Raw genomic sequence first — 22,579 nt, forward strand, 5'->3', positions numbered from 1 at the left:
TTTAGCGAGGCTGTAGCCCAAAGTTTATCAATAGCACAAGTAATTGTGCAGTTAGGGCTGGTGCCGGCGGGGGGCAATTATAAGACGGTGCAAGCGCGTATCGATAAGCTAGCCCTTGATAGAAGCCATTTTACTGGTAAGGGCTGGAATGTGGGCGACCGGTATCAACCATTTGCAAAATGCTTTTCGTGGGAGAATGTTCTCGTCCAAAATTCTAAGTACACATCGAGCAATCGACTGAAATATCGGTTGTTAAATGCTGGTCTTAAGCTTCATCAATGCGAGCGGTGTAGGATGAGTGAGTGGCTAAAACAACCCATTCCACTGGAACTCCATCACGTGAATGGCGTAAATAATGATCATAGAATTGAGAATTTACAGTTATTGTGCCCAAATTGCCACGCTCAAACTCCAACATACCGGGGTAAGAACCAAGCAAGAGCCGGAGTGGTGGAATAGGTAGACACGCAGCACTTAAAATGCTGTTTCCTTTGGAAGTACGGGTTCGATTCCCGTCTCTGGTACTTTAAAAGCCTTCTGCCAACTGTGCAGGGGGCTTTTTTGCTTTATATCAGAATCTGTAGGTTGAAATGCGCCCGGTAGCGTACCTTACTTTTATGATTAGTGTTGGGTGCCTTACTTGCGCCTAAAGGCAGTGCTCCACTTGTATGACCGCAGATTCTGTTGACTATCAAGCCTTATTCGAAACGCTGCCAGGTAGCTATCTGGCTTGTAGTCCTGAATTGGTTATTGTAGCGGTTTCGGCTGGGCTGGAAAGAGCAACCGGAAAAGCAAAGGAGCAGCTTCTGGGCAAACCATTAAAAGAGGTTTTGCCCGAGCAAGGAAGCGCGCGGCAAAGCCTGTATGCGTCCTTACGTCATGTGCTGGACCATCACACCTCCCATGAGCAGACGCTTACTGTAAACCCTGTGGTGGCAGTTTCGATTAATGCATCAGGTGGTGACATACGCAGTTGGCACAGCCGGGCGTGGCCGGTGGTAGGCGCGGGGGACAAAATACGCTACGTTCTGTATAGTGTGGAAGCTGGGCCGGCACCTGCCTCGCACGAAAACACCAGCCAAACGATCCACTGGAATAGCGCCGACACGGAAACGGTGCAGAAGCATCAGCAGCCAGTAGTATCCGACCAGCAGCTACAGCAAATCTTACGGCAGGTGCCAGCTCAGATAGCCACCCTTTTAGGCCCTGGTCATGTGTACGGCTTTATTAATGAGCAAGCCCAACAGCTGTTGGGTGAGGCAGCAACGCTCGGTACGCCAGCTGCCATAGCTCGCCCTTCGCTGGTTGATTCTGGCTACATCCGCTTGGTAGACCAGGTATACCAGACGGGAATACCGTTTGAGCTGAGTGAAATGCCCACCGAGCAGCCTGCTTCGGCAACCAACTCCCCCGGCGAAACTTTGTATTTCGACGGAGTGCTGCGTCCCCTAACCGACGACAAGGGACAAACGCAAGGTGTATTGGTATTTGGAATAGATGTAACGGAGCGGGTGCGAGCCAAGCAGCGCGCGGCTGAATTGATGGAAGAAGTACGCTTTCAGGACCAACAATTTCATCAGGTAATGGAAGCCCTGCCCCAAATGGCCTGGGTTTCACGGCCTGATGGGGGCGTAACTTATTACAACAAGCGTTGGTACGACTTTACAGGGAGCAATTTTGAGGAGATGCAGGACTGGGGCTGGGAAGGATTTGTCCACCCCGCCGACCTTGCAACCACCGTGGAGCGCTGGCAAACGGCCGTGAGCCAAGGAACAGTGTTTGAAACCGAGCACCGCTGGCGTGATCGGCAAGGAGGCTACCGTTGGTTTTTGGCCCGCGGTGAAGCTATTCGCGCGGCTAATGGCAGCATATTGCGATGGGTAGGCACCAATACCGATATTGATGAGCATAAGCGCTTTCAGCAACAGCTAGCGGCAAAGGACGAGCAGCTCCACCAGATTCTGCGCCAAAGTCCGGCCCTCATTGCTACGCTCGAAGGCGCTGATCATCGCTATGCATTCACCAATCCCGGGTACGACCTATTGGTAGGCTACCGGGCCAAATTGGGCAAACCGGTGGCTGAATGCTTGCCGGAGCTGGTAGAGCAAGGTATTATCGATAAACTTGATAGCGTTTACCAAACGGGTGAATCGGTGGCTAATCTCCAAACCTACCTTGAATTGGTAGATCCCGTGAGGGGTGAGCGCCGACCGACTTATCTTGATATTACCTACCAGGCTCTACGCGATGCTGGGGGGCAAATTCAGGGAGTACTGGCCTTTATCGTGGAGGTGACCGAGCAAGTGCGCTCCCGCCAACGGGCGGAGGCTTTAATGGAGGAAGTGCAGGCTGGCTCCTTGCAGCTGATAGAACAGCGCGAAACGTTTTATCAGCTTTTCCAGCAAACTCCGGCCAGTATTGCCATTCTGCGCGGCCCAGAGCACCGTTTCGAGTACTTCAATCCTAGGTTTCAAGAGCTGTTTCCGGATCGGGAACTGATGGGGCAAGCCATGATTGAGGCGCTGCCTGAAACCGTAGAGCAGGGCTTTATGGAACTGCTTGATCGGGTGTACCACACGGGCGAAACTTTTTTGGGAATGAGTTGCCGTTTCAGGTATATGAGCGGTCTGGTAATGGCTCCAGATCCATCTATTTCAACTTCACCTATCAGGCTTTCCGGGAAAATGGAGTTACTGTGGGCGTTGCCGTATTTGCCTACGATGTAACGGAGCAGGTAAAAGCACGCCGGCAGACCCAGGTGTTGCAGGCCAAAATGAGTCGGCGCGACCGGGAGCTGCGGATGATGGCCGAGAGCCTGCCGCTTATCACCTTCGTGACCGAAACCGACGGACGGCTAAGCTACATCAGCCCGCAGTCGTTCGCCTATACGGGTATGAGTGCTGACGCGGCTTTGCAGAGCAGTTGGGCTGATATCGTCCACCCCAACGATCTGGAAGCGCTGCAAAAAGAAATACAAGTCGCCACCAACGAGTTGCGGCCGTGGCGGTGCGAGTTTCGCATGCTCCGTCACGATGGGCAGTACCGCTGGTATCTGGGGCAGGGCGTTCCCGACCTGGACGTGACCACCGGGCTGCCGCGGCGCTGGTATGGCTCGAGCACCGACATTCACGACCTGCGCGACCTGCAGGACCAACTGTTGATTAAGGATCAGCAACTGCAGCAGATTCTGAGTCAGGTGCCGGCGTACATTGCCACCGTAACGGGCCCCGAACACCGCTATGCCTTTGTCAATCCGGGCTATAACGTTCTCATGGGCGGGCGCATAAAACTTGGCCGACGAGTGGCCGATTTACTCCCGGAGCTAGTGGAGCAAGGGTTCGTAGCGCTGTTGGACGAGGTGTATACTTCGAAAAAAACATACATAGGGCGCGAAACACCCATCACCTTGTTTGATCCTGGAACTGGCGGCAACCGGGAATACTACCTCGACTTTGTGTACCAACCGTTGTACGATGCGAAAGGGCAGACTCAGGGTATTCTCGGCTTTGGAATCGATGTAACGGAGCAGGTGCGGGCCCGCCAACAGACCACGGCGCTGCAAGCGGAGCTACGGGGCCGCGATGAGCAGTTCCGCTTCCTCGCCGAGAGTATCCCCCAAATTGTGTGGACGGCTGCGGCCGACGGTGAAGTAGACTACTTCAATCAGCAATTGTGGGATGCCACGGGCTTTCATCCAAGTGAAAGTTTGGGTTCGGTAGCGTGGCTGAATCTTATTCACCCCGACGACCAGCAACGCTCCCAGGCAGCTTGGGCCGAAGCCGCCCGGACGGGGGGCAAATATGAGATTGAGTACCGGTTTGTATCGCGCCAGGGGGGCTACCGCTGGTTTTTGGGCCGAGCCGAGCCCCTGCGTAATACCGCCGGCGAGGTGATAAAGTGGTTTGGATCGTGCACCGATATTGATGATTTCAAGCAAGCGCAACAGCACCTGCAGACGCAAAACGCTCAATTGATTCGCATCAATCAGGACCTGGACAACTTCGTCTATACTGCTTCGCACGACCTCCGGCAGCCCATTTACAATATGGCGGGCATTTTTGAGGAGCTGACCCGCACTACCCATTTCAACGACCCCGACACGGCCGAGCTGATTGCCATGTTTGAAGAAGCGCTACAGCGCATCTATGGCACCATTCAGGACCTGGCCGACCTAGTGCAGGTGCAGCGCCGCCACGAGCAGGTTCCCGCCGAGGCTGTGGACGTTAAGTTGCTTGCGCAGTCGGTTATTCGCAGTATGCAAGAGCAGGTAGAGGAAGTGGGGGGCAAATTTGATCTGGATACCACTGCCGTGCCCACGCTGTGGTTTGTGCGTAGCAACTTGCAAAGCGTGCTCTATAATCTGCTCAGCAACGCGCTGAAGTACGCTATGCCCGGCCGGCCGCCCTATATCCGGGTGCGCACCGATTTAATCGACGGCGTTCCCGTTCTCACCATAGCCGACAATGGGTTGGGAATTGACATGGTCCGCCATGGTGCGGAGCTATTTCAAATGTTTCGGCGCTTCCACGACCACGTAGCGGGCTCCGGCATGGGTTTGCACCTCGTCAACCGAATTATTCAGCAGGCTGGCGGCCACGTGGAAGTGGAAAGCACCGTGGGCCAAGGCACTACGTTTCGGGTATATTTCAGTCCGCAGCACCAAGTGCGCAGCACCAAATAGGTGAGGAGTTTAAGAGAAAATATGGCCGTAGACAGACTAAGGCAGCAAAACCGGAGTTGTAGTACGCTCCCGACCGCAAAATGCTTCGGCCGCTAAGCATCCGAATCACTACTTTTAAGCCTTTCCTCCTCGCTCTCCCCTATGGCCGCTCCCGATTCTACCGCCTCCGCCGCCGATCAGCTTGCTTATTACCAGGATAAAATCAAGCAGGTGTTTGCCGAAGTAGGCAAAGTGGTAGTAGGGCAGCAATACATGGTTAATCGGCTGCTGATTGGGTTATTTACGGGGGGGCATATTTTGCTGGAAGGCGTGCCTGGTCTGGCCAAAACACTGACCATCAGCACGCTTTCCAAAGTGCTGCACCTGCATTTTCAGCGCGTGCAGTTCACACCCGACTTGTTGCCCTCCGACCTGGTCGGCACCATGATTTACAATCAGAATCAGTCGGAATTTCAGGTTAAGAAAGGGCCTATTTTCGCCAATTTGGTACTGGCCGACGAAGTAAACCGCTCCCCAGCCAAAGTACAGAGTGCCCTGCTCGAAGCCATGCAGGAAAGACAGGTCACCATCGGCGAGACCACCTACCCGCTTGATTTGCCTTTCCTGGTGTTAGCTACGCAAAACCCAGTGGAGCAGGAAGGTACATATCCGCTGCCCGAAGCTCAGGTCGACCGCTTCATGATGAAAGTGTATGTCGATTACCTGAAGAAAGCCGATGAATTGGAGGTGATGCGCCGCATGGCCAACCTCAGCTACGTGGGCGATGTCAGTCCGGTGCTTACCAAGGAAGACGTGTTTGGCGTGCGTGGCCTAATCAATCAGGTTCAGATTTCGGAAACCCTGGAGAAATACATTGTGGAGCTGGTGTTTGCTACCCGCAAGCCCGCTGAGTACGATTTGGCCGAGTTTGCGCAGTACGTGCAGTTTGGGGTAAGCCCTCGGGCCAGCATTGCTTTGCACCGCGCTGCCAAAGCTGTCGCCTTCTTCGACAGCCGCGACTACGTATTGCCCGAAGACATTAAAGAGGTAGCCACCGATGTGCTCAATCACCGCATTTTGCTCAACTACGAAGCCGAAGCCGATGGCATCCGTACGCAGGATTTGATTGAGGCCATTCTGAAAAAAGTGCCGATCAGCTAGTTTCACGCCTAAACCCGCCCTGCCACACTGTGTCTCGCCTTACCAAAACCCTGCGGGCGCTCGGTAGCCTTGTGCGGAATCCGTGGTTGCTCAACCATGTACTAGCCGCCGATGAAGTGGCGTGGCAGCGCCAGGCCTTGGCCCACGCCGCCGGCCGCCACAGCCTGACAGCGCAGGGGTTGCCGACAGTAGCGCTCACGTCGTTTTTGCCCCCCAGCGGCGATACTGTGCAGCCGTTTGCCTTTCGCGACGGTGGCTCGCTACCTACGGACCTGGCTTTATTGCGTGGTCTGGCCCGTTCTATAACCGGTTGTCGCTACTTCGAAATCGGGACGTGGCGGGGCGAAAGCGCGGCCAATGTGGCGGAGGTAGTCAAGTCGGTTCATACGCTCAACCTATCGGCAGCCGAAATGCGGGCTATGGGGTTGCCTGCCCGCTACGCCGAGCTACATGGGTTTTTCTCGAAAGACTTGGCTAATGTGCAGCATCTCTATGGCAACTCCGCCACTTATGACTTGTCGGGACTGGGCCAGGCTTTTGATTTGATTTTTATTGACGGCGACCACCACTACGAAGCGGTACGCATGGATACGCGCCGCGTATTTGAACATTTAGTCCATCCCCGCACGATAGTCGTGTGGCACGACGCGGCCCGGCAACCGGGTCAGCCACGCTGGGAAGTGCTGGCCGGCATCATGGCCGGACTGCCCCCTGACGCTGGGGGGCAACTAGTGCAGGTAGCGAATACGCTCTGTGCCATGTACTTGCCCGAGCCGCTGCTTGCCTCTGCCCCCAATCCGCTGGCGGATCCAGTGCCCGCATTTTCGGTACACATTCAGCCGCAGTAACCCGGCGAAAAAAAGTGCAATGGCGCTTAATGAGCTGGTGAAAATCTATTTAACGGCTACTTCTCTTGGGGGCTCAACTTTGCTTTTTTGAAGACGCAGCAGTTGAATAAGGTAGTGCAGCTCAGCTTTTCCAGGCAATAAATCGCTTAGTGGTAGACCGTTGGCAACTCGGAAAGCCCGCAGCAGATACGCAGTCGAGAAGAGGTAGGACAAGGTAGCCGCCGTTGCTGCTCCCTCAATTCCCCACTGGGGAATCAGTAGCCAGCACGCCGGAACCGTGACAAAAAGCCCCCCAATGGCCGCCGCCGTATTAACCTGATAGCGTCCTAAACCGGCAAAGTAGGAGTTGAGAATAATGCTGACCGCCATGGCCACTACTCCCGGAGCCAGCAGCAGGATAACGGGCCGCGCTTCCCCAAAGTCAGCCCCGAACACAGCGGCCAGCGCGCTAGCTGGCAGCAGGCATAACCCCAGTACTATAGCCGTCGTGCTTAGCAGTGTGAGGCGAACACCGCGCAGGGTAGGAGCCACCTGAGAGCGTTTGTCGGCCGCATAAATTAGGTCGACATATTGGCTTTGCGAAGCACTACGCGCAATCACCCAAACCGCCTCCGTAAGCGCAACCCCCACGGACAATACTCCTACGGAATGGGTATCAGCATAATAGGCAACGAAGTAATAGCTGAGGCGGAAGTTGATGAAGGATAGAATGTTGGACAGATGGGCAGCGCGGCTGTGACGCGCCAACTCGCGTGCCGAAGCGCGCAGCCGACGGCTCATCTGCCAACGGTCGGCTAAGTGGTAGAGTAGCACTAGGCTCAGTAGAAAAGGAATGCCTTGGGCGATGTAAGCGGCGTAATAGTACGCCTCAACTGCGTGCCAATGGCCCAGCGTAAAAGCCAACAGGAGCAAGCCGCCCTGCAAGCCGGTAGCTAATAGCAGCAAGGAGTTGTAGGTGCGCTCTTGTCGCCGCCCTAGCAATAGCCCCGCGTTTATCAGGAAAAATGCCTGCAACAGACATACGCCCCACAAATGCCCCACGTAGCTGAAGGACACTGTCCGCCACACCCAAATACCCACTGCGCCTATGGTACATACCATTGAGGCCCACATGTAAGCCGGTATCAGTAAGTTCCAGACGTTGCGGCGCGGCGCCAGATACATAAGTGAAACGCCGCCCACCAGCCCGACGAACAGCAATAGCAACGCACAATCGGTCACGAAAAGGCTGATAGCGCCGCGGCCGGCTGCCCCTAAATAGCGAGCTGTGAGCCACACAATACCAAAGCTACCTCCGGCCGTCGCTAGTCGCGTGACTATATTTTGGAAGACCCGCTTCAGCATGAGACAAGCGCTGAAGGAGTGCTGAGTTGCACCGAATTTTGCCCCCCAGCGGGCCGCAGTATGCTTGCGTATAAAGCCGCGAACTGGCTGCCAACTCGTGCCGGACTACAGCGAAGCTCAGCATCGTAGCGAAGGAGGTCGGGCTCAAAAGCTGCGCTGCCGCTCAATACCGCTACTAAAGCCGCCGCTAGGGCAGTTTCATCATCAGGAGCTACGAGTAGACCAAAGCGGCCGGAAGGTTGAAACAACTCCGGAACCCCGCCCGTGTTCGTGGCCACGACGGGGCAAGCACAAGCCCGGGCCTCTAGCAATACACAGCCAAAAGTTTCGGCGCGGCTAAAGGAAACCAGCGTCGTGGCGCGTTGCATTTGAGTGGCAACGGCGGCATGCGAAAGTTTACCTAAGAAAGTAACCGTGCCATCGGTGAGCAACCCTAGTTCCTGGGCCACGCGCCGTACGCGCACTTCATCGGGGCCATAGCCAGCCAGATGTATGCGCAGGTTAGGCCAAGTTGAGCGTAAGCCAGCCACCACCCGCAGAATGCCGGTCAGATTTTTAACGTCTTCGTGAAAAGCGGCCACGTGCAAAAGCGTCTGGGGAGCGCGCGTAGCATCTGGGGGGCAAAAAAGCGCCGTATCGACTACGTTAGCAATGACTACGCTGGCGTCATTTCTGAATCCCAGGTTTTGCATAGCTTGTTGTAGCGCCTTCGATACGGTATGCAGCGCCGCGGCGCGGCGCACAACGACCCGCGTAAGCTGCCGGCGAAGCCAGCCGATAGAATGAGCCCGAAATGGCAAATACAGCGTCCAATGTTCCGTAATGATGTAAGGAATTCCGTAGCGCCACCGCCACCAAATGGCTGCTAATCCCGTGCGCAGAAGTACATGCACGTGCACTAAGTCAGGATTTGCCCCCCAGCGCTTCACCACATGTTGGTAGCCTTGCGCCACGCACCAGTAGTAGAGCAGCAGCTTCAATAGCTTATCTACGATAGGCAACCCACTGGGCCGCGCCCGGTAATAGTAGCGTAGCACCGGCACAGCCGCGTTTAGTTCTTCCTCGCGCTCAATCCAGGCTGTTAACGGACCGCTGGCTACCGTTGCGAATATGACCACTACGTTCGCGTGGGGCGCAATAGCTGCTACGTGGCGCGCTACGAAGTCACCATCTTGGTCATCGTAGCGGTTGGGGTACCACTTAGGCAGCATGAGTACGCGCGGCTTCATGGTGACTAAGCTAAGGACTATTTATCGGCCTACTAATGCATAAAAAAAGAAGCTCCTACCGGAGCTTCTTTTTCACGGATAATTTACCAAATAATGATAAAGGATAAGCTTAGTAATCGGTATTCTGAGGATCAAAATTTGTCCAGCCAGCTAGCCAGTTATCAGATGAGGCACCGGAGCCCGAGAACGCGCCGATGTAATCCACTTTGGTGAAAAAAGCATCCGAAACCTTAGCATCCGTAAAGTTGGCAGGGGCAGCTGGTGCCGTGGCCGGGCTCACCGTCACGATTGGGGAGGCGGTGCGGGGCAGGAAGCTAGGCGCAGTCAGATTGAAAGGATTCAACAGCTGCACATTGTCGGCGGTGGTGTAGCGCCGGTTGCCGTTAGCTTTCAACCACGTAAGCGGACCAACAGCTGAACCCCAGGCGGCTGAGTCGGAGCTCATGGCATTGTTGGGCGTCAGATTGCTCGGGCCACCCGCTGGGCCAACATAAATAATGTCGCGCTGTCCCCGCACGGAGTTGGAGTTGGTAAGCGAACCAGCTACCAAGTTGTTCTTGAACACTAGCTCATTAGCCGCGATGCGGGCCGCCGTTACACCATTGTCAATCAGCACCCCGGTTGGATAACCGATAATAACCGAATTTAGAATACTGGTAGAAGTGTTGCGGCGTAAATGGGCACCAGCTGTGTATTGGTTGCTGATGTTCCCTATTCCGTTAGGGTTTAGGAGAGGACCAACGGCCGTAATGTTAGAGAAGACTGGTGCAGTCCGGGGCAGGTTATTGGAAGAATTTCCGTCGTTATCCGACTCGAAGGCTTTTGAACCCGATTGGTCGGCCTGCAGTGGGTCGCGCAGGGATACCCCAAACTGCACTTTGCCTGAGTAGCCAAAGTCGGTATCGAAGTCGTCATCAAAGGCGCGGTGCGACACCAGATACTTCGCGTTCACGGTGCCCCCAAACCATTCAAAGGAGTCATCGCCATTGTAGCTGATTTGGATATGGTCGATGGTGGTGCCACTACCCACGCCGGCCAAAGTAAGACCGTTCACTTCGTTATTGGGCGAGAAGGCGATGCCGCTGAACTCGATGCGCACATACTGTAGCGTACCGGAGTTGTCGGCAGCATTGGTACCGCCGTAACGGGTAGTAGGGCCGCCTTCAATAATAGGGCGGTCAACGGGGTTTACGGGCGCGTTGCCAGCAATGATAAGTCCACCCCAGTCGCCGTAGTTACGGGAGCCTTTGGGTTGGTTTGAGGTAAAGACGATTGGCTTAGCGGCTGTTCCTTTCGCTTCAATTTTGGCCCCCGGCTCAATTATTAAAGCGCCTTTGGTGTCCTTGTCGCCTTTGATGATGGTGCCAGGCTCAATGGTAAGAGTGGCGCCGCTACGCACATATACGAATCCTTTGAGTAGATATTTATTCGTCGCTGTCCAGGTGGTGTTGGTAGTGATTTCGCCCTGCACATCCACCGATTGGCCAGTGGGCGGGGTGACGGGAGGCGTGGTGCCGCCGGTGCCGCCCGTGGGGGCGGATTTGGAGCTGGTGTTGTGTTTTCCTTCTCGCAGGCTGCCAGAGTCAGCATCAGTGCTGCCGAGCAGGCCAGCGGGGTGATGCGTAATAGCTTTTTCTTACTCATACAAAAGGTGAATTGTTGGCTGATGGGAGTTAGATAAAGCGTTTTGGAGACTAGGGGAGGGGTGTGCGGGGCGCTTTGCCATCGAGGTTGAAGCGCAGGCCAACGGTATAGTAAGTGCCGCGGCGGTAGCTGCTCAGGGAAGGATCGGCGTCTACCTCATACTTCTTGTCGCGGTTGAAATCCTGGAGCAGGTTCACGCGCTGATTGAACACGTCCTGAATACCAGCGTTAAGAGACCAGTTTTTGGAGATGGCTTTCGTGAGCGTGAGGTCCACGGTGTGGCGCGGCATCTCCACAACATCGGGGTACTGGTCGCTGCCAGCAAACAGGATGCGGGGGCCAAATACGTTATAGAGGGCGGCTAGCTGCCAGGTATTATCCGTGGTTTGGTAATACAGACCCGTATTCACTACATAAGGCGACTGGCCTTGCAACGCCCGTTTGCGGTCCCAGGCAACTACGTCGGGGCCTAGTTTTACTTCGCTTTTGATTAGCGACGCATTGAATACGGCCGTCAGATTGGTGAAGGCATTAGTGCTGAAAGCCTCATCCAAGAAGTTCAGGTTCTTCTTGATGTCTAGTTCCAAGCCGTAGGCATAAGCACTTGGCGCATTAGCGAAGGAGTAGGCTAGGTTGGACGTAGCAACTACAATGTTCTCAATCGGATTGCGGAAGTTCTTATAAAAGGCCCCCACGTGAATCAGCTCCCCATCGGAAGGGTAAAATTCATAGCGCAGGTCCACGTTGTCGATGGTGGCAACTTTCAGGGGGCTTTCTGGGCTCAAATACAGCGACCCGTAGTTGAGGACGTTGAAATCGAAATCGTAGTAGAAAAACGGTGCCGACTCGCGAAACTCCGGCCGGTTCAGGCTACGACCGTAAGAAGTGCGCACCAGGCTGGTTTCTGAGAAATTATAGCTCAGATTGGCCGAAGGCAGCAGGAAATTGGTGGTGTAGTTCTGATTAACTGGTTGCCCATTCAAACCAGTCTGAATTTTCTGCACGTTGCGTTCAAACCGTGCTCCGGTCAGCAACTTAATCTTTGGCGTCACCGGCACATTCACCGATAAGTAGCCGGCCTCCAGCTCATTGCTGGCTCCGTACTGATAGGTAGAGTTGATGTCTTCATCCAAACGGAAACCGCCTGATGCGATGTTCTGGGGGGCAAATATGTTACCGATGTGCTGGTTGCGGATTGTCTGATCGGTGGCGGTGCTGTTGAGCGAATAGCCAAAAGCCCGCGCCTCAAAGTTCCGGTCGCGATATTCCAGATACGTACCTGCGCCTATCTCCACTTCCCGCTCACCCAGCAGTAGCTTGTGCTTGCCGTTGACGTTAATGGTATAGATGTCCTCGTTCAGCTTCTGGAACAGACGACCTGCATTGTTCACGTCTACCTGACCAGCGGCCGGCGTCAGCACCGTTTCGGTGGGCGTTTTTGACTCTGTGTTTCCCGCCGGCTGGACAGAGTAAGCTACCCGACGCAAATCGGGCTCGTTGCGGCTGGAGTAACCGTAGCCACCTACCCATTCGAGGCTGGTCTTTTCGTCGTTGAAGCTATGCGTGCCTGCCAGTTGGCCCGTGTAAGTGGTGCGGCCCTGATAGCCCATCGCGTAGCTTTTGCGTACCTGCGTGCCCTCGTTATCGTAGCCGTCGCGGGTAGTGAGCTGGTTGCGACCAAACTGATTGAAGAGGTTGCGAAACTCCAGCTTGTCCCCATTCTCGAGCATGAGGCTGAAGTTCTGCACTGCTCCCAAGCGGACGTTATTGGTCGATTGATCATCGCGCAAACGGTCCGTGCGTTCACCGCTGGCATCATACACATTGCGGTCGATGCTGTAGTTCGTGAACGTATTAGAGTAGTTGAGCGAGGAAATGCTACCGATTTCTAAGCCACCTATATTAATCTGATCCAGGTAGGAGGCGTTGAAGCGCACATCCGGCATCGCCCGGGTTTTGAAGATCGGGAAGGTGTTGTCCAGTTGCTTCGCGTAGAAATCACGCTCGTACTGCTGGTAGGCCGAACCAAGTACCGGAAAGCCCCCCGGTAGCTCTCGCTGCCAAGCACCAAAGCCTAGCCAGTCGGTATTGCTGCCCTTGTCGGTATAAAAGGTGTTACCAGTGGTGCCATTGCGGTAGCCGCCGGAGTAGTTCACCGTCAGCAGACGCTCATTAAGTACCGGCTTGCGCAAGTATACTTTCACCAAGCCGCCCGCGAAATCACCGGGTAACTCCGGCGACGGGTCTTTAAATACTAGCACCCGGTCGAGCAACGCACTCGGTACAATGTCGAAGGAAAATGATTTCTTGTCCGTTTCGGAGCTGGGGGCGGTTACATCATTCAGCCAAACTGAGTTATATCGCTCACTCAGACCTCGTACCTGAATAAAACGATTATCTACGATGGTCACGCCCGGAATTCGGCGCACCACCTCAGCGGCGTCACGGTCTTGGGTTTTTACAATTTGCTCCGAGGATATGCCGCTTACTACCTGCGTGGCCTCTCGGATTTCAGATATAACGGATACCTCTGTATTGGTGCGCCGCACGCCCCGCACAACTACTTCTCCGAGCTGTTTGGTGTCCTCTTCTAAGGTCGAGTTTACCGTCGCTGTTTCACCCGCTTTCACTACCACCTGCGGTATTTCGCGGTTTTTGTAGGAAACAGAAGTAATAATGACTGTGTAGGTGCCAGCGGGCACGTTCGAGAGAATGAAGCTGCCGTCTACATTCGTTTGCTCGGCTAGCGTCGTGCCTGCCAGCCGGACTGTTCCGCCGATAACTCCTTCCTGGGTTGTGGCGTCCTTTATGGTGCCTTTAAGGATACCGTTTTGGGCAAACCCTACTGTTAGGGTAAAAACGGTGAAGAACAGGGCTATAAAAGCCTTTTTTGAGCAGATGTTTCCCATATCGGCCACAAAAGTACCGGGGGGCTATTAGCTCAATATTTCCTGCATGTTATATAATCGTTAACCACGTCTGCTACTAGCCACTGGGTCGTTCCCATATCTCATCATCATCCTTAATCTGAAGCAAGTCTCTGAGATAAGGTTTCTGAACTAGATGGTACCAGATAGAAAATCAGGAAGTTAGTAACGGGTTGGTGCTGCCAATAGCTAGCTGGGCATCAATAGTGCGTTCTTTACATTTGTGCTCATTCATTCTTTTCTCCCGATTCTCCATCTATGCTTCAATCCATGACTGGTTACGGTATCGCGCGCCGCGAAACTGACCACTACTCGGCTACCGTTGAAATCAAATCGCTCAACTCTAAAACCCTGGACCTGAGCCTTCGTCTGCCGCGCTTTCTGCAGGACCGAGAATTAGAGATTCGCAATCTGGTGACCAAAAGTCTGGTGCGGGGAAAGGTGAATCTGAACTTTGACTTTGCGCGCCCTACCGCTGTGCGTAGCACTTCAATGGTTAGTCGACCGGCCTTGATGGCGGCATTTGAAGAGTTGAAAGCTGCGGCGCAGGACTTAGGCGTTCATGCTGGTGAGGAGACGTTTTTGGCCGCTTTGCGTTTCCCCGGAGTAATATTGTCGGCTAGTGAAATGCAGGCTGAGCCGGAAGAGGAAGTCGCTTGGGAAGAGTTATTGCCCTTAGTGCACGAGGCATTGGAGCATCTCAACCAGTTTCGCCACAATGAGGGACAAGCGCTGACTATCGAAATTGTTAGTTACGTCGATCGTATCCGTATCCTGCTCGCCGACATAGACCGGCACGATCCTACACGCATCGAAAACGTGCGTCAGCGCTTACAAGCGCATCTTGGTGAGCTAACCAAGCATGAGCAGTTCAATGCCATCCGCTTCGAGCAGGAGATACTCCATTATATAGAGAAGCTTGATATTGCCGAGGAGAAAGTCCGCCTCATTAGTCACTTACATTACTTTACTGAAACCGTCTACTTGCCCGAGCATAGCGGCAAAAAGTTGGCATTCATTGCCCAGGAAATGGGCCGCGAGATAAATACCATCGGCTCCAAAGCAAATGACTCAACCGTCCAGCATTTGGTGGTTAGTATGAAGGAAGAGCTTGAAAAGATTAAGGAACAGATCAACAATATTCTTTAAGAGATTTAGAGCTATTAAGAAGTTTGAATGCAAGTAATTGTATTTTTACGATATTTATTAGTATATAAATTTATTAATAATTAAATGAATCGTAATAGATGATTTGTGACGAAGTTAAAAAAGTTGTTAATGGTCAAATCTTTGTTTAAAGCGCAATTTCGAAGATTATCTACTTGAATAAGTTCTAATAACAGGGCTTTAATAATTATTTTTCCATGATTGGCTTGCTTCTTCATAAATGGTTCGTAAATTGTGTTATCCAAACAGAGTTACTTCTGATTTCACGGATAAGTGCTCTATTTTGAGTTTCACATTTTTTCGGTTCAAGGCTATGAAAAAAGTCTTACTATTACCTGTTCTGTGCCTCTTCCTGCTTCTGACGGCAGCACGGCCAGCCGCTGAAGTTGAGCTAATCAAGAAGCGTGTATTAAGTGAGCGAGTTGAGATCCTTATTCCAAAAGGATTTGAGGTAATGAGCGAGCAGCAGATGGAGTTCAACTACGCAAAGTCGCAGAGCCGGCCGAGCATGATCTTCACTAACAGCAAGGAAGCTAGCCTAGCCTTCAACTACACCGATAATGCCGCCGATCAGGATATGATCGAGATGTATGCGGCTACATTCTATAAAACCTATACGAAGCAGTTCAAGGACGCTAAGTGGTTTGAGAATGGCGTAAAGGAAATCAACGGCCGTAAGGTTGGCTACATGGAGCTGATGAAGCCCGAGCTAGGCCATGAGGTTTACACCCTGATTTTCTTCACTGACGTGGAAGACAAACTGCTCATGTGCACTTTCACCTGCGCCGACCGTCAGAAGCCAGAGTGGGAAGCAGTGGCCAAGCAAATCATGGCTTCTGTAAAAACCAACTAGTACGCCTTTCGGCTTACGTATAAAGAACGCCGCCGCTCGGCTGGACTTGCACAATGTGAGTCTAGTCGAGCGGCTGCGTTCTTTGTTTTAACAATAGCTAGATAGATCGTTCGGCTTCGAATGGAGCATCAGCTCTAGCAGCATGAGCATAATACCAAGCTGCTGAAGCTTTCATTGGTTGTTCTTGAGTATACTTTGCGTTATTCCGCAGTAGCACCCAGGCTATTCAAGAACGCGCTTACTAAACCAAAAACCCCAGTAAAAGCAGAGAGGGGCAGCGTCTCAGCACGATCTTCCACATCATGGTACGCTTTAATCCCGCCTCGGGTGTACAGAAAGAAGGCAGGTACACCACGCTCTGAAAAAGGGAAATGATCGGAGTTGGCTGCGCGGCCTCGGGCAGCAATGTCCGAAATGAAATGATGCTTTTCGTTGAGGCGCGTTAATGATTGGTAAGCAACAGGCAGCAGACGGCCATTCACTACAGTTAGGCCCTCATCACCAGTGCCCAGTAAGTCCAGGTTGACCAGAAATTTGATATGCGGGAGTGGCACCAAAGGATGCTCTACAAAGTAGCGCGAGCCAACAAGTCCGGCTTCTTCTGCCCCAAACGCAATAAATACGACGGAATATGCGGGCCGATTAGCCGATTGCGTGTAATATGCGGCTAGTTCCAACAGCATAGCTGTACCACTAGCATTGTCATTCGCACCCGGAAAGTAGGCCTGCTTACCCATACGCCCCAGATGGTCGTAGTGAGCAGTAACAACGAGAAACGAGTCGGGCTGGACGCGCCCAGGTATATAGCCCACAAGGTTTTGACTACGGTAGTCGCGCTGAAGGTGAGCATCTACCTGAATCGTAGCCTGGGGGGCTTTTTTGGGCCAACGGTCAGCCAGAACAAGCAGGCGAGGCTGTGGTTCCTGTGATGCGGCCAGGGAGGCCGTAAGCTTGGAAATCAATGTCACGCGGGCAGCGGCTTGGTTTAGGTGTTGGGTGAAAGCGTCAGGGAGAGTACGCAGGCGGTCTGCATCGCGCTGGCGCAGAACTACAATTTTGCCCCCCAGATTCTGTTCCAACCAACGTTGCCCGGCGGTTTCATGGGTGAAGATAAGTGTATCTAAAATCAGAATAGGCCCCGAAATGCGGCCTCCACCGGAGGTAGGCTCAGCAATAAAGTCGACACCGGGGCGTAGATTTTGCCCCCCAGCCTGAAGCCGTAATGCTCCGGGAAAGGTATTGACATCAAGAGGGAATTGTTGGGTAAAATCAGGCGCTAATGGCTGAAGCTTGAGCTGCCGGAAACGCTGGCGCAGGTAGTGGGCCGCTTTCTGATCTCCTTGCCGCACGTACCCTCTACCCTGCATATCCGGCCCCGTAAGACTGCGGATAGTCTGGCGGACACGTTCCATGTCCTGTGCCAAACCCGAGGCAGAATCATACAACCAGAGAAACGCTAGAAGTCCTATGTGCCGCGCACGCACCATAAACAGAGAGGTATTTCGTCGTCGGTTAGCCAACATAAGGAGCGTTTAAATACTGCTGAGTTAGCGCTGATGCCCCGTATCCTGTCTAATGTAAAGGAAAGTAGCAGGGCATTTATTTCATCCAACGGCCAGCAAAGTGCGCGAAAAAGCCCCCCAGTAGGGCCCCGATACTGTCGCTGAGCAAATCTGACCATTCACCGTGCCGACCAAGGTTCATGCTGGACTGCAGAATCTCAATCAGACCGCCAAAGAGCGTGCTTCCCATAATAACTATGGGCATAGCCATAGACTGTAGCTTTGGAAAGCGACTCTGCCGCCGGATGGAGAAAAAGCTGAGCAACGCCAACACCGCAAATACAAAAGCATGGGCAGCCGTGTCGAAAGAGAGTAGCTCCCAACGTGGCGTGACCGGCATATCCTTGCTCGGAGTGAGAGTCAGAAGTAAAATGAACGCCGCCCACGTCCCCGGTAAGGCCACATAGGCCCGGCGCGGAGATGCAGGCGGCGCTGAAGTAGACACTGCCAATGCAATAATAAATTAAGCGCCTACAAGCTCGCCGTATGCTTCAGATGTCAGCAACGCTTCTACTTCGGCGGGGTTAGCAACGGAGATCTTGATAATCCAGCCTTCACCGTAAGGGTCAGAATTAACGGTTTCGGGACTGCCGTCGAGCTGGCTGTTTACTTCCAGTACGGTACCCGAAATAGGGCTAAACAGGTCAGAAACGGTTTTTACGGCCTCTACTGTTCCAAATACTTCATTCTGCGCTACCTCTTTATCAAGGGTGTCTATGTCCACGTACACAATGTCGCCAAGCTCTTTTTGGGCGTGGTCGGTAATGCCGATATAGGCTACGTCGCCTTCTATACGCACCCACTCGTGCTCTTTGGTGTACTTCAGATTTTCGGGAAGATTCATAAGGAACAAAATTGAAGAGGTGGAGACGGCAAAAGTAAGAGTTAAATGGTCAAATGACCAGAATGGTTTTAGTGCTAATCTGCTCTATCCATTCAGGCCGTTCAAAATCCAACTCTCGGTAGACTATTGACCCAGGCTGTAGCGCAATTGTATGCCACCCTCGGTAGACGACGTTTTGAAGGCATTCTCCACGCGTGGATCGGAGATGTTGCGCGTAAAAAAGAATTGCAGATTCAGGCGCTGATTGAGCACATAGTCGATAGTTGGGCGTAGCTGGACCTGCCGGTTGCCATTTGTAGTCAAGCTAACGGGCCGTCCTAAGCTGGCCGTTTGAGTAGGATTGCCGGGGTCAACGACATCTAGAATAGTGCGCTGAATGGTTGTGTTTTCACGAATGGAAAGATCGAGGCGCGCGGTCAACTCATTGTTGAGTACGCGCTGATTGTTGCCCGAGCCGAAGGGAAGCTTAAGCCCATTCGTAACGTAGCCAAAACCGATTACCAGCTCCTGCGTGTGCAGTTCCGTGATTTGCGCGTTGGTGGTATTTAAGCCAATGTCACGCTCGGTACGGTATTCTACCCGGCCCGTAACCTTCTCCAGCGTCTGGAAATCAACACCAATCAGGGGGCTTAAGCGCTCGGCAATAGTTACCTGCCCAATGACGTAATACGGAATAAACTGCCCCAGCCTGTTGATTTCCGTTGATAAATCTTCAGGGTCAAGCCTGTTTTCGTATTGGCTGGCAGTACCGTAGCTACCTACGCTATAAATGGAGCTATACGCGTGCCGCAGAGTGATGGAGCGGAAATAACGCTTCACGAAAGCCAGCTCAGCCAGACCATTATAGTCGATACGCCAGTTAGGAATCGGTATTTTGAGGAAAGGAGTGAACTTTCCGTCGTTCGTATTGCTCGATGACTTACCCCGATACGCATCCAGGAAAGCGGGTAAAAGCACATCTTGTGAATTATAGCCGTACGTGCCAACGTTAGTGTTAGCCGCTGTTAGCCGCTCCTGGATTGGCCCCCGGTTTTGTACAAAGCGGTTAAAGGCTTTAGAAATGGTGCCATTAGCCGTCCGGTCGCCGAAGAAGGTTTGAATCGAAACAATGGATGTGCTGAAAGAGCCCGTACCCAAGCGCCGCAGACGCGCCAAATCGCCTGTGAAGTTGCCGTTAGTGTCCTGAATGGGCAGAAGCGACACTGAATCGACAGCTAAGCGATAGAATACATCTTCATTTCGCACTCTCTGCCAACGGGCATCCAAGCGAATATTGAAATCGCGGAAAGGCTCCAGCGCAGTCTGTACGGTAATGTTATCAGTTCGTAGCGAGCTGAGCGGCGTATTCAACAAGTCGCTACGCTGAGTATACCAGCCACGACTAGCAGCACGATCATACAACTCGTCTAGGTCGTACTGGCGACCAAGCAGAAACGGTACACCGGGCGCATCGAAGTCACTGTTCAACCCGAAAAACTTGGTTCGGGGCAGGTAGCCGGGCAGTAAGGTTCCGTTGCTGAGCGTATACGTGAAGTTGATAGAGCGAGCAGTCATCAGGGAGCGCAACACTGCTTTCAGGAAGCGCAGCTCAGGCCCTTTGGCCGAATCTGCGGGAGCAGGAACGGCTCCATTGGCGGGCTGGGGGGCTTTTTGGGTAGCGGCGCGGGCCGTTGGTGGCTGCGCGTTATTAATAATATTGAGGAAGCGCACTTTGTTGTAGAGCTTCACCAAATCGATGCGGCCGTTGGCGCTAAAGGCACCATTATTTTGAATGGTATTGCCCAGGTTAAGCGGTATGGTTGTGGTATCGGCGAAGTTGGATGGATTTACCGGAGCCCGCAAAGCAGTAGAGGCTGCCTGCCATGTATAGTTGGCTTCATAGCGCGTATCGGCGGTCAGCCAGTCGGTGAGCGGGAACTTGTCCAGCGGCAGCCGATAGGTAAGGGCTATGGTTTGGTTGAAGTTGGTGGTACGGCCTCCTCTCTCAAATAAGTTGCGGCGCAGCAGTTCCCGGTTACGCTCAGCTTCGGGACTGTCGCCGAGCGTTTGGCCAGGTCCTTCGTCAATCACGCCACGGTTGGTGGCGGTGTAGTCTAGAATGAGGCTTTTGGTCAAGTCCCACTTCAAATCATAGATTCTATTGAAGAAGAAGCTCTTCAGGAATACACCCGGAATCCCCTCCGTTGTCGGCACCTGCCCAGGGATAAGCGTACGTTGGAGGAAACGCTCATTATACCGCCTGTCCAGGTCGGCGCGGAAGGCAAAACGGCTAGGAGTTGGCGTGAAGTTCAACTCCTGGAAAATCTTCAGATACGGTGAATCCAGCGCTTTTACATTAGCCAGCGGCGTGTAGCTGCGGGGTGTTGTCTGATAGATGTAGGCCAGAGCCCCATTATACGTGCGCGTGAAGTCGCGGTCCGTTACGATGTCGGTGTGGCGGCGCTCCGTAAGCGAATAGCTCAGGGCTAGGTTCTCGATATCGTAGGGACGCACCTTGCGCTCCGTGTTGGTTCGCTCTTTCCGCACGTTCAGCACGCTGATGCTGCGGCTACTGGTTTGGTCTACTACTTCTTTTCGGTATGCCGAGCGTTCCGTCTCGTTATCAAACTTTTGCAACGACTGGGTTAGCTCCGTGTCTGGGTCGAGCGGGTCGTACTTCGGTACGCGGCTTTCCGTGCCAGCCTGAAGCAATACCGGTACGCGCAGGGCAAGCTTTTCGGGGAAGAACTTCTCCGCTGCTATTGTCGCGTTCAAATCGCCACGGCTGATGTTGTCCAAAGAGCGTTGGCTGGGCCGGTCTTGCAGGCCGCCAAAGCCCACCGAGGTGAAGCTGCCCGTAGCTGTAATATTAGCTAGGTCGGCCAACTTGGTATTGAAGCGCGCCGTGGCGGCGTAGCCTGATTCGCGGTCGAAGTCAAACACTCGGAATTCATCGGCCCACAAGCACAGCGACTTCGGAGCGTTGTCGTCGGTAGGGTTAAGAAGACCAATCATTGCTCCCTGCACCGCGCTGAAATCGGGGTTACCTACAATCGTAATCTGAGCCTCAACCCCATTTTGGCCAATGACCGTCTTCACGAACGGCACATTAAACGCCACGCCGGCCGCATTACGCTCCGCTTTGGCATCGATGAACTGTTGCAAAGAAATCTGCACCTCATTTTCTAAAGGCCAGATATCACGCTGACCTGTAAGACCGGGGCGCGATAATTTCAACGGTACCGAATACTCGTAATAGTTCTGAGTGTAGTCGGTGCCGATGCGAATGAATCCGCGGACCTGACCATCCTGAATGCTCTGGTCTTGGCTTTCAGCGTGCAGAAACAAGCGCAACTGCTTATAGCGCAGCATGTTGATGCTGATGTTCTTATAGGCAGCTTTGCCGTAGCCATCGCGCAGACCTTCCACGCACAGGCGCAATGACTGCTCGTTCTGCTGACGATTCACGGTGCTGGAGCCGTATTCGCGGTCGCGCTCAATGCCGGGGGGCAAAACATAAGGAATCTGGTCGGCACCCGCGGCCAGGCCGTTCTCTTCTAAGCTTACCGTGGAAATATCGAAGGCATCAGCGTCGGTATCGGTGTTGATATTTGGGCGGCCAGGCTCAGCAATCGTCGTCAGGAAACGGCGCCACTGGTTTGCTACAAATTGGAGCTGCACTAAGCGCAGCACGGCCGGCTGCTGCCACTGGGTCATATACATCCGCACGAAGCGGATGGATTTGAACCCGAAAGGCTGCCCATTCTGCGTGCCTCGTACCGCCGAATACTGACGCACCGGCACCCGAAACTGGTACCACGATACATCGTTCCCATTCACCTGCTTGGTGATTTTGTCGATGATATAGTTCTGGCCTACTGCCAACTGGCCCGGCTGCAGTCGAATACGATACTCGTAGTAGCGTTCCTGATCTGAAATAGCATTGTCGCGGTTGAGGTCTTCTTTGTCGGGAAAGGCAGTCGAACTTTGCTGCGCGTCGCCGTTCGAGTTACCTTCCATGCCATTGAAATTCTTGTAGCGACCCAGAATCTTCACGTCGCGACCCTCCGAATTGTAATAGCCATCGAGATGGTGACGGAACCGGTCGGCGGAAGGGTCAGCGAACTGAGAATACACCCCCTGAAAGAAGGCTTTCTCGTCCGTATCATTCAAGCCATCAAGCCCAACATCTTGGAGCTCACGCCCGCCTGGAGCCGAGCTGAACGCGTCGGTGATAAACTGCTGGCGTGTTACGCGGCCCCAAGTGCCCTGCTGCGCATCGGCATTCGTAATGCTGGCGCCATCAGGCAGGCCGTTCTCAAACTCGTGCCGCCCATCCTTGAGCACGTCTTCCGACACCG

At 53.4% G+C, this 22,579-nt stretch carries 15 protein-coding genes and 1 tRNA gene; 8 read left to right on the forward strand and 8 right to left on the reverse strand.

Annotation, left to right across the window (positions count from 1 at the left end):
* Positions 1-294 precede the first annotated feature (294 nt).
* The 6 genes from EPD59_RS24020 (at position 295) to EPD59_RS03305 (ending at position 6,669) form a co-directional block, all read left to right on the forward strand.
* The gene (locus EPD59_RS24020; RefSeq protein ID WP_394347236.1) at positions 295-459 is read left to right on the forward strand and encodes an HNH endonuclease; all 165 of its coding nucleotides are present in this window, start codon (positions 295-297) and stop codon (positions 457-459) included.
* Positions 442-524: transfer RNA gene (locus EPD59_RS03285), tRNA-Leu, on the forward strand. Before EPD59_RS24020 ends, EPD59_RS03285 begins: the two co-directional genes overlap by 18 nt.
* A gap of 144 nt (positions 525-668) precedes the next feature.
* Positions 669-2,726 (forward strand): PAS domain-containing protein, encoded by a 2,058-nt coding sequence (locus EPD59_RS03290; protein ID WP_133271543.1) that lies wholly within the window; start codon positions 669-671, stop codon positions 2,724-2,726.
* Between the two features lie 77 nt (positions 2,727-2,803).
* Positions 2,804-4,681 (forward strand): PAS domain-containing sensor histidine kinase, encoded by a 1,878-nt coding sequence (locus EPD59_RS22180; RefSeq protein WP_240731785.1) that lies wholly within the window; start codon positions 2,804-2,806, stop codon positions 4,679-4,681.
* A 141-nt stretch (positions 4,682-4,822) separates the two neighbouring features.
* Positions 4,823-5,821 (forward strand): AAA family ATPase, encoded by a 999-nt coding sequence (locus EPD59_RS03300; protein WP_133271545.1) that lies wholly within the window; start codon positions 4,823-4,825, stop codon positions 5,819-5,821.
* A 29-nt stretch (positions 5,822-5,850) separates the two neighbouring features.
* On the forward strand, positions 5,851-6,669 hold the full coding sequence (locus EPD59_RS03305) for a class I SAM-dependent methyltransferase (protein ID WP_133271546.1): 819 nt from the start codon (positions 5,851-5,853) through the stop codon (positions 6,667-6,669).
* Positions 6,670-6,714: 45 nt separating this feature from the next.
* Here EPD59_RS03305 and EPD59_RS03310 read toward each other — a convergent pair whose 3' ends face one another.
* From EPD59_RS03310 to EPD59_RS03325, 4 genes are all read right to left on the reverse strand, one after another.
* Complete coding sequence (locus tag EPD59_RS03310) at positions 6,715-8,013, reverse strand: lipopolysaccharide biosynthesis protein (RefSeq protein ID WP_133271547.1); 1,299 nt, start codon at positions 8,011-8,013, stop codon at positions 6,715-6,717.
* Positions 8,007-9,242: a glycosyltransferase gene (locus EPD59_RS03315; protein ID WP_133271548.1), complete on the reverse strand. Its 1,236-nt coding sequence runs from the start codon at positions 9,240-9,242 to the stop codon at positions 8,007-8,009. The genes EPD59_RS03310 and EPD59_RS03315 overlap by 7 nt, the downstream gene beginning before the upstream one ends.
* Positions 9,243-9,351: 109 nt before the next feature.
* Positions 9,352-10,713 (reverse strand): T9SS C-terminal target domain-containing protein, encoded by a 1,362-nt coding sequence (locus EPD59_RS03320; protein ID WP_205703479.1) that lies wholly within the window; start codon positions 10,711-10,713, stop codon positions 9,352-9,354.
* Between the two features lie 223 nt (positions 10,714-10,936).
* The gene (locus EPD59_RS03325) at positions 10,937-13,795 is read right to left on the reverse strand and encodes a TonB-dependent receptor (RefSeq protein ID WP_133271549.1); all 2,859 of its coding nucleotides are present in this window, start codon (positions 13,793-13,795) and stop codon (positions 10,937-10,939) included.
* Positions 13,796-14,071: 276 nt separating this feature from the next.
* On the opposite strand from EPD59_RS03325, the gene EPD59_RS03330 reads away from it, so the two are divergent.
* Complete coding sequence (locus EPD59_RS03330; protein WP_133271550.1) at positions 14,072-14,962, forward strand: YicC/YloC family endoribonuclease; 891 nt, start codon at positions 14,072-14,074, stop codon at positions 14,960-14,962.
* 331 nt (positions 14,963-15,293) lie between these two features.
* On the forward strand, positions 15,294-15,833 hold the full coding sequence (locus EPD59_RS03335) for a hypothetical protein (protein ID WP_133271551.1): 540 nt from the start codon (positions 15,294-15,296) through the stop codon (positions 15,831-15,833).
* Positions 15,834-16,033: 200 nt separating this feature from the next.
* Here the strand turns inward: EPD59_RS03335 and EPD59_RS03340 are convergent, their stop codons facing one another.
* The 4 genes from EPD59_RS03340 to sov all read right to left on the reverse strand — a co-directional run bounded on the left by EPD59_RS03340 (position 16,034) and on the right by sov (position 22,577).
* Positions 16,034-17,245 carry a M28 family metallopeptidase gene (locus EPD59_RS03340; RefSeq protein WP_165963462.1) on the reverse strand — a complete coding sequence of 404 codons (1,212 nt, stop codon included), beginning with the start codon at positions 17,243-17,245 and terminating at the stop codon, positions 16,034-16,036.
* Positions 17,246-17,432: 187 nt separating this feature from the next.
* Complete coding sequence (locus EPD59_RS03345; RefSeq protein ID WP_165963463.1) at positions 17,433-17,840, reverse strand: VanZ family protein; 408 nt, start codon at positions 17,838-17,840, stop codon at positions 17,433-17,435.
* 18 nt (positions 17,841-17,858) lie between these two features.
* Positions 17,859-18,239, reverse strand: a complete 381-nt coding sequence (gcvH, locus tag EPD59_RS03350) for a glycine cleavage system protein GcvH (RefSeq protein WP_133271554.1) — start codon at positions 18,237-18,239, stop codon at positions 17,859-17,861.
* Positions 18,240-18,362: 123 nt separating this feature from the next.
* Positions 18,363-22,577: a T9SS outer membrane translocon Sov/SprA gene (gene sov / locus EPD59_RS03355; protein ID WP_240731600.1), complete on the reverse strand. Its 4,215-nt coding sequence runs from the start codon at positions 22,575-22,577 to the stop codon at positions 18,363-18,365.
* Positions 22,578-22,579 lie beyond the last annotated feature (2 nt).

It is taken from the genome of Hymenobacter radiodurans, assembly GCF_004355185.1.
Classification (GTDB): domain Bacteria; phylum Bacteroidota; class Bacteroidia; order Cytophagales; family Hymenobacteraceae; genus Hymenobacter; species Hymenobacter radiodurans.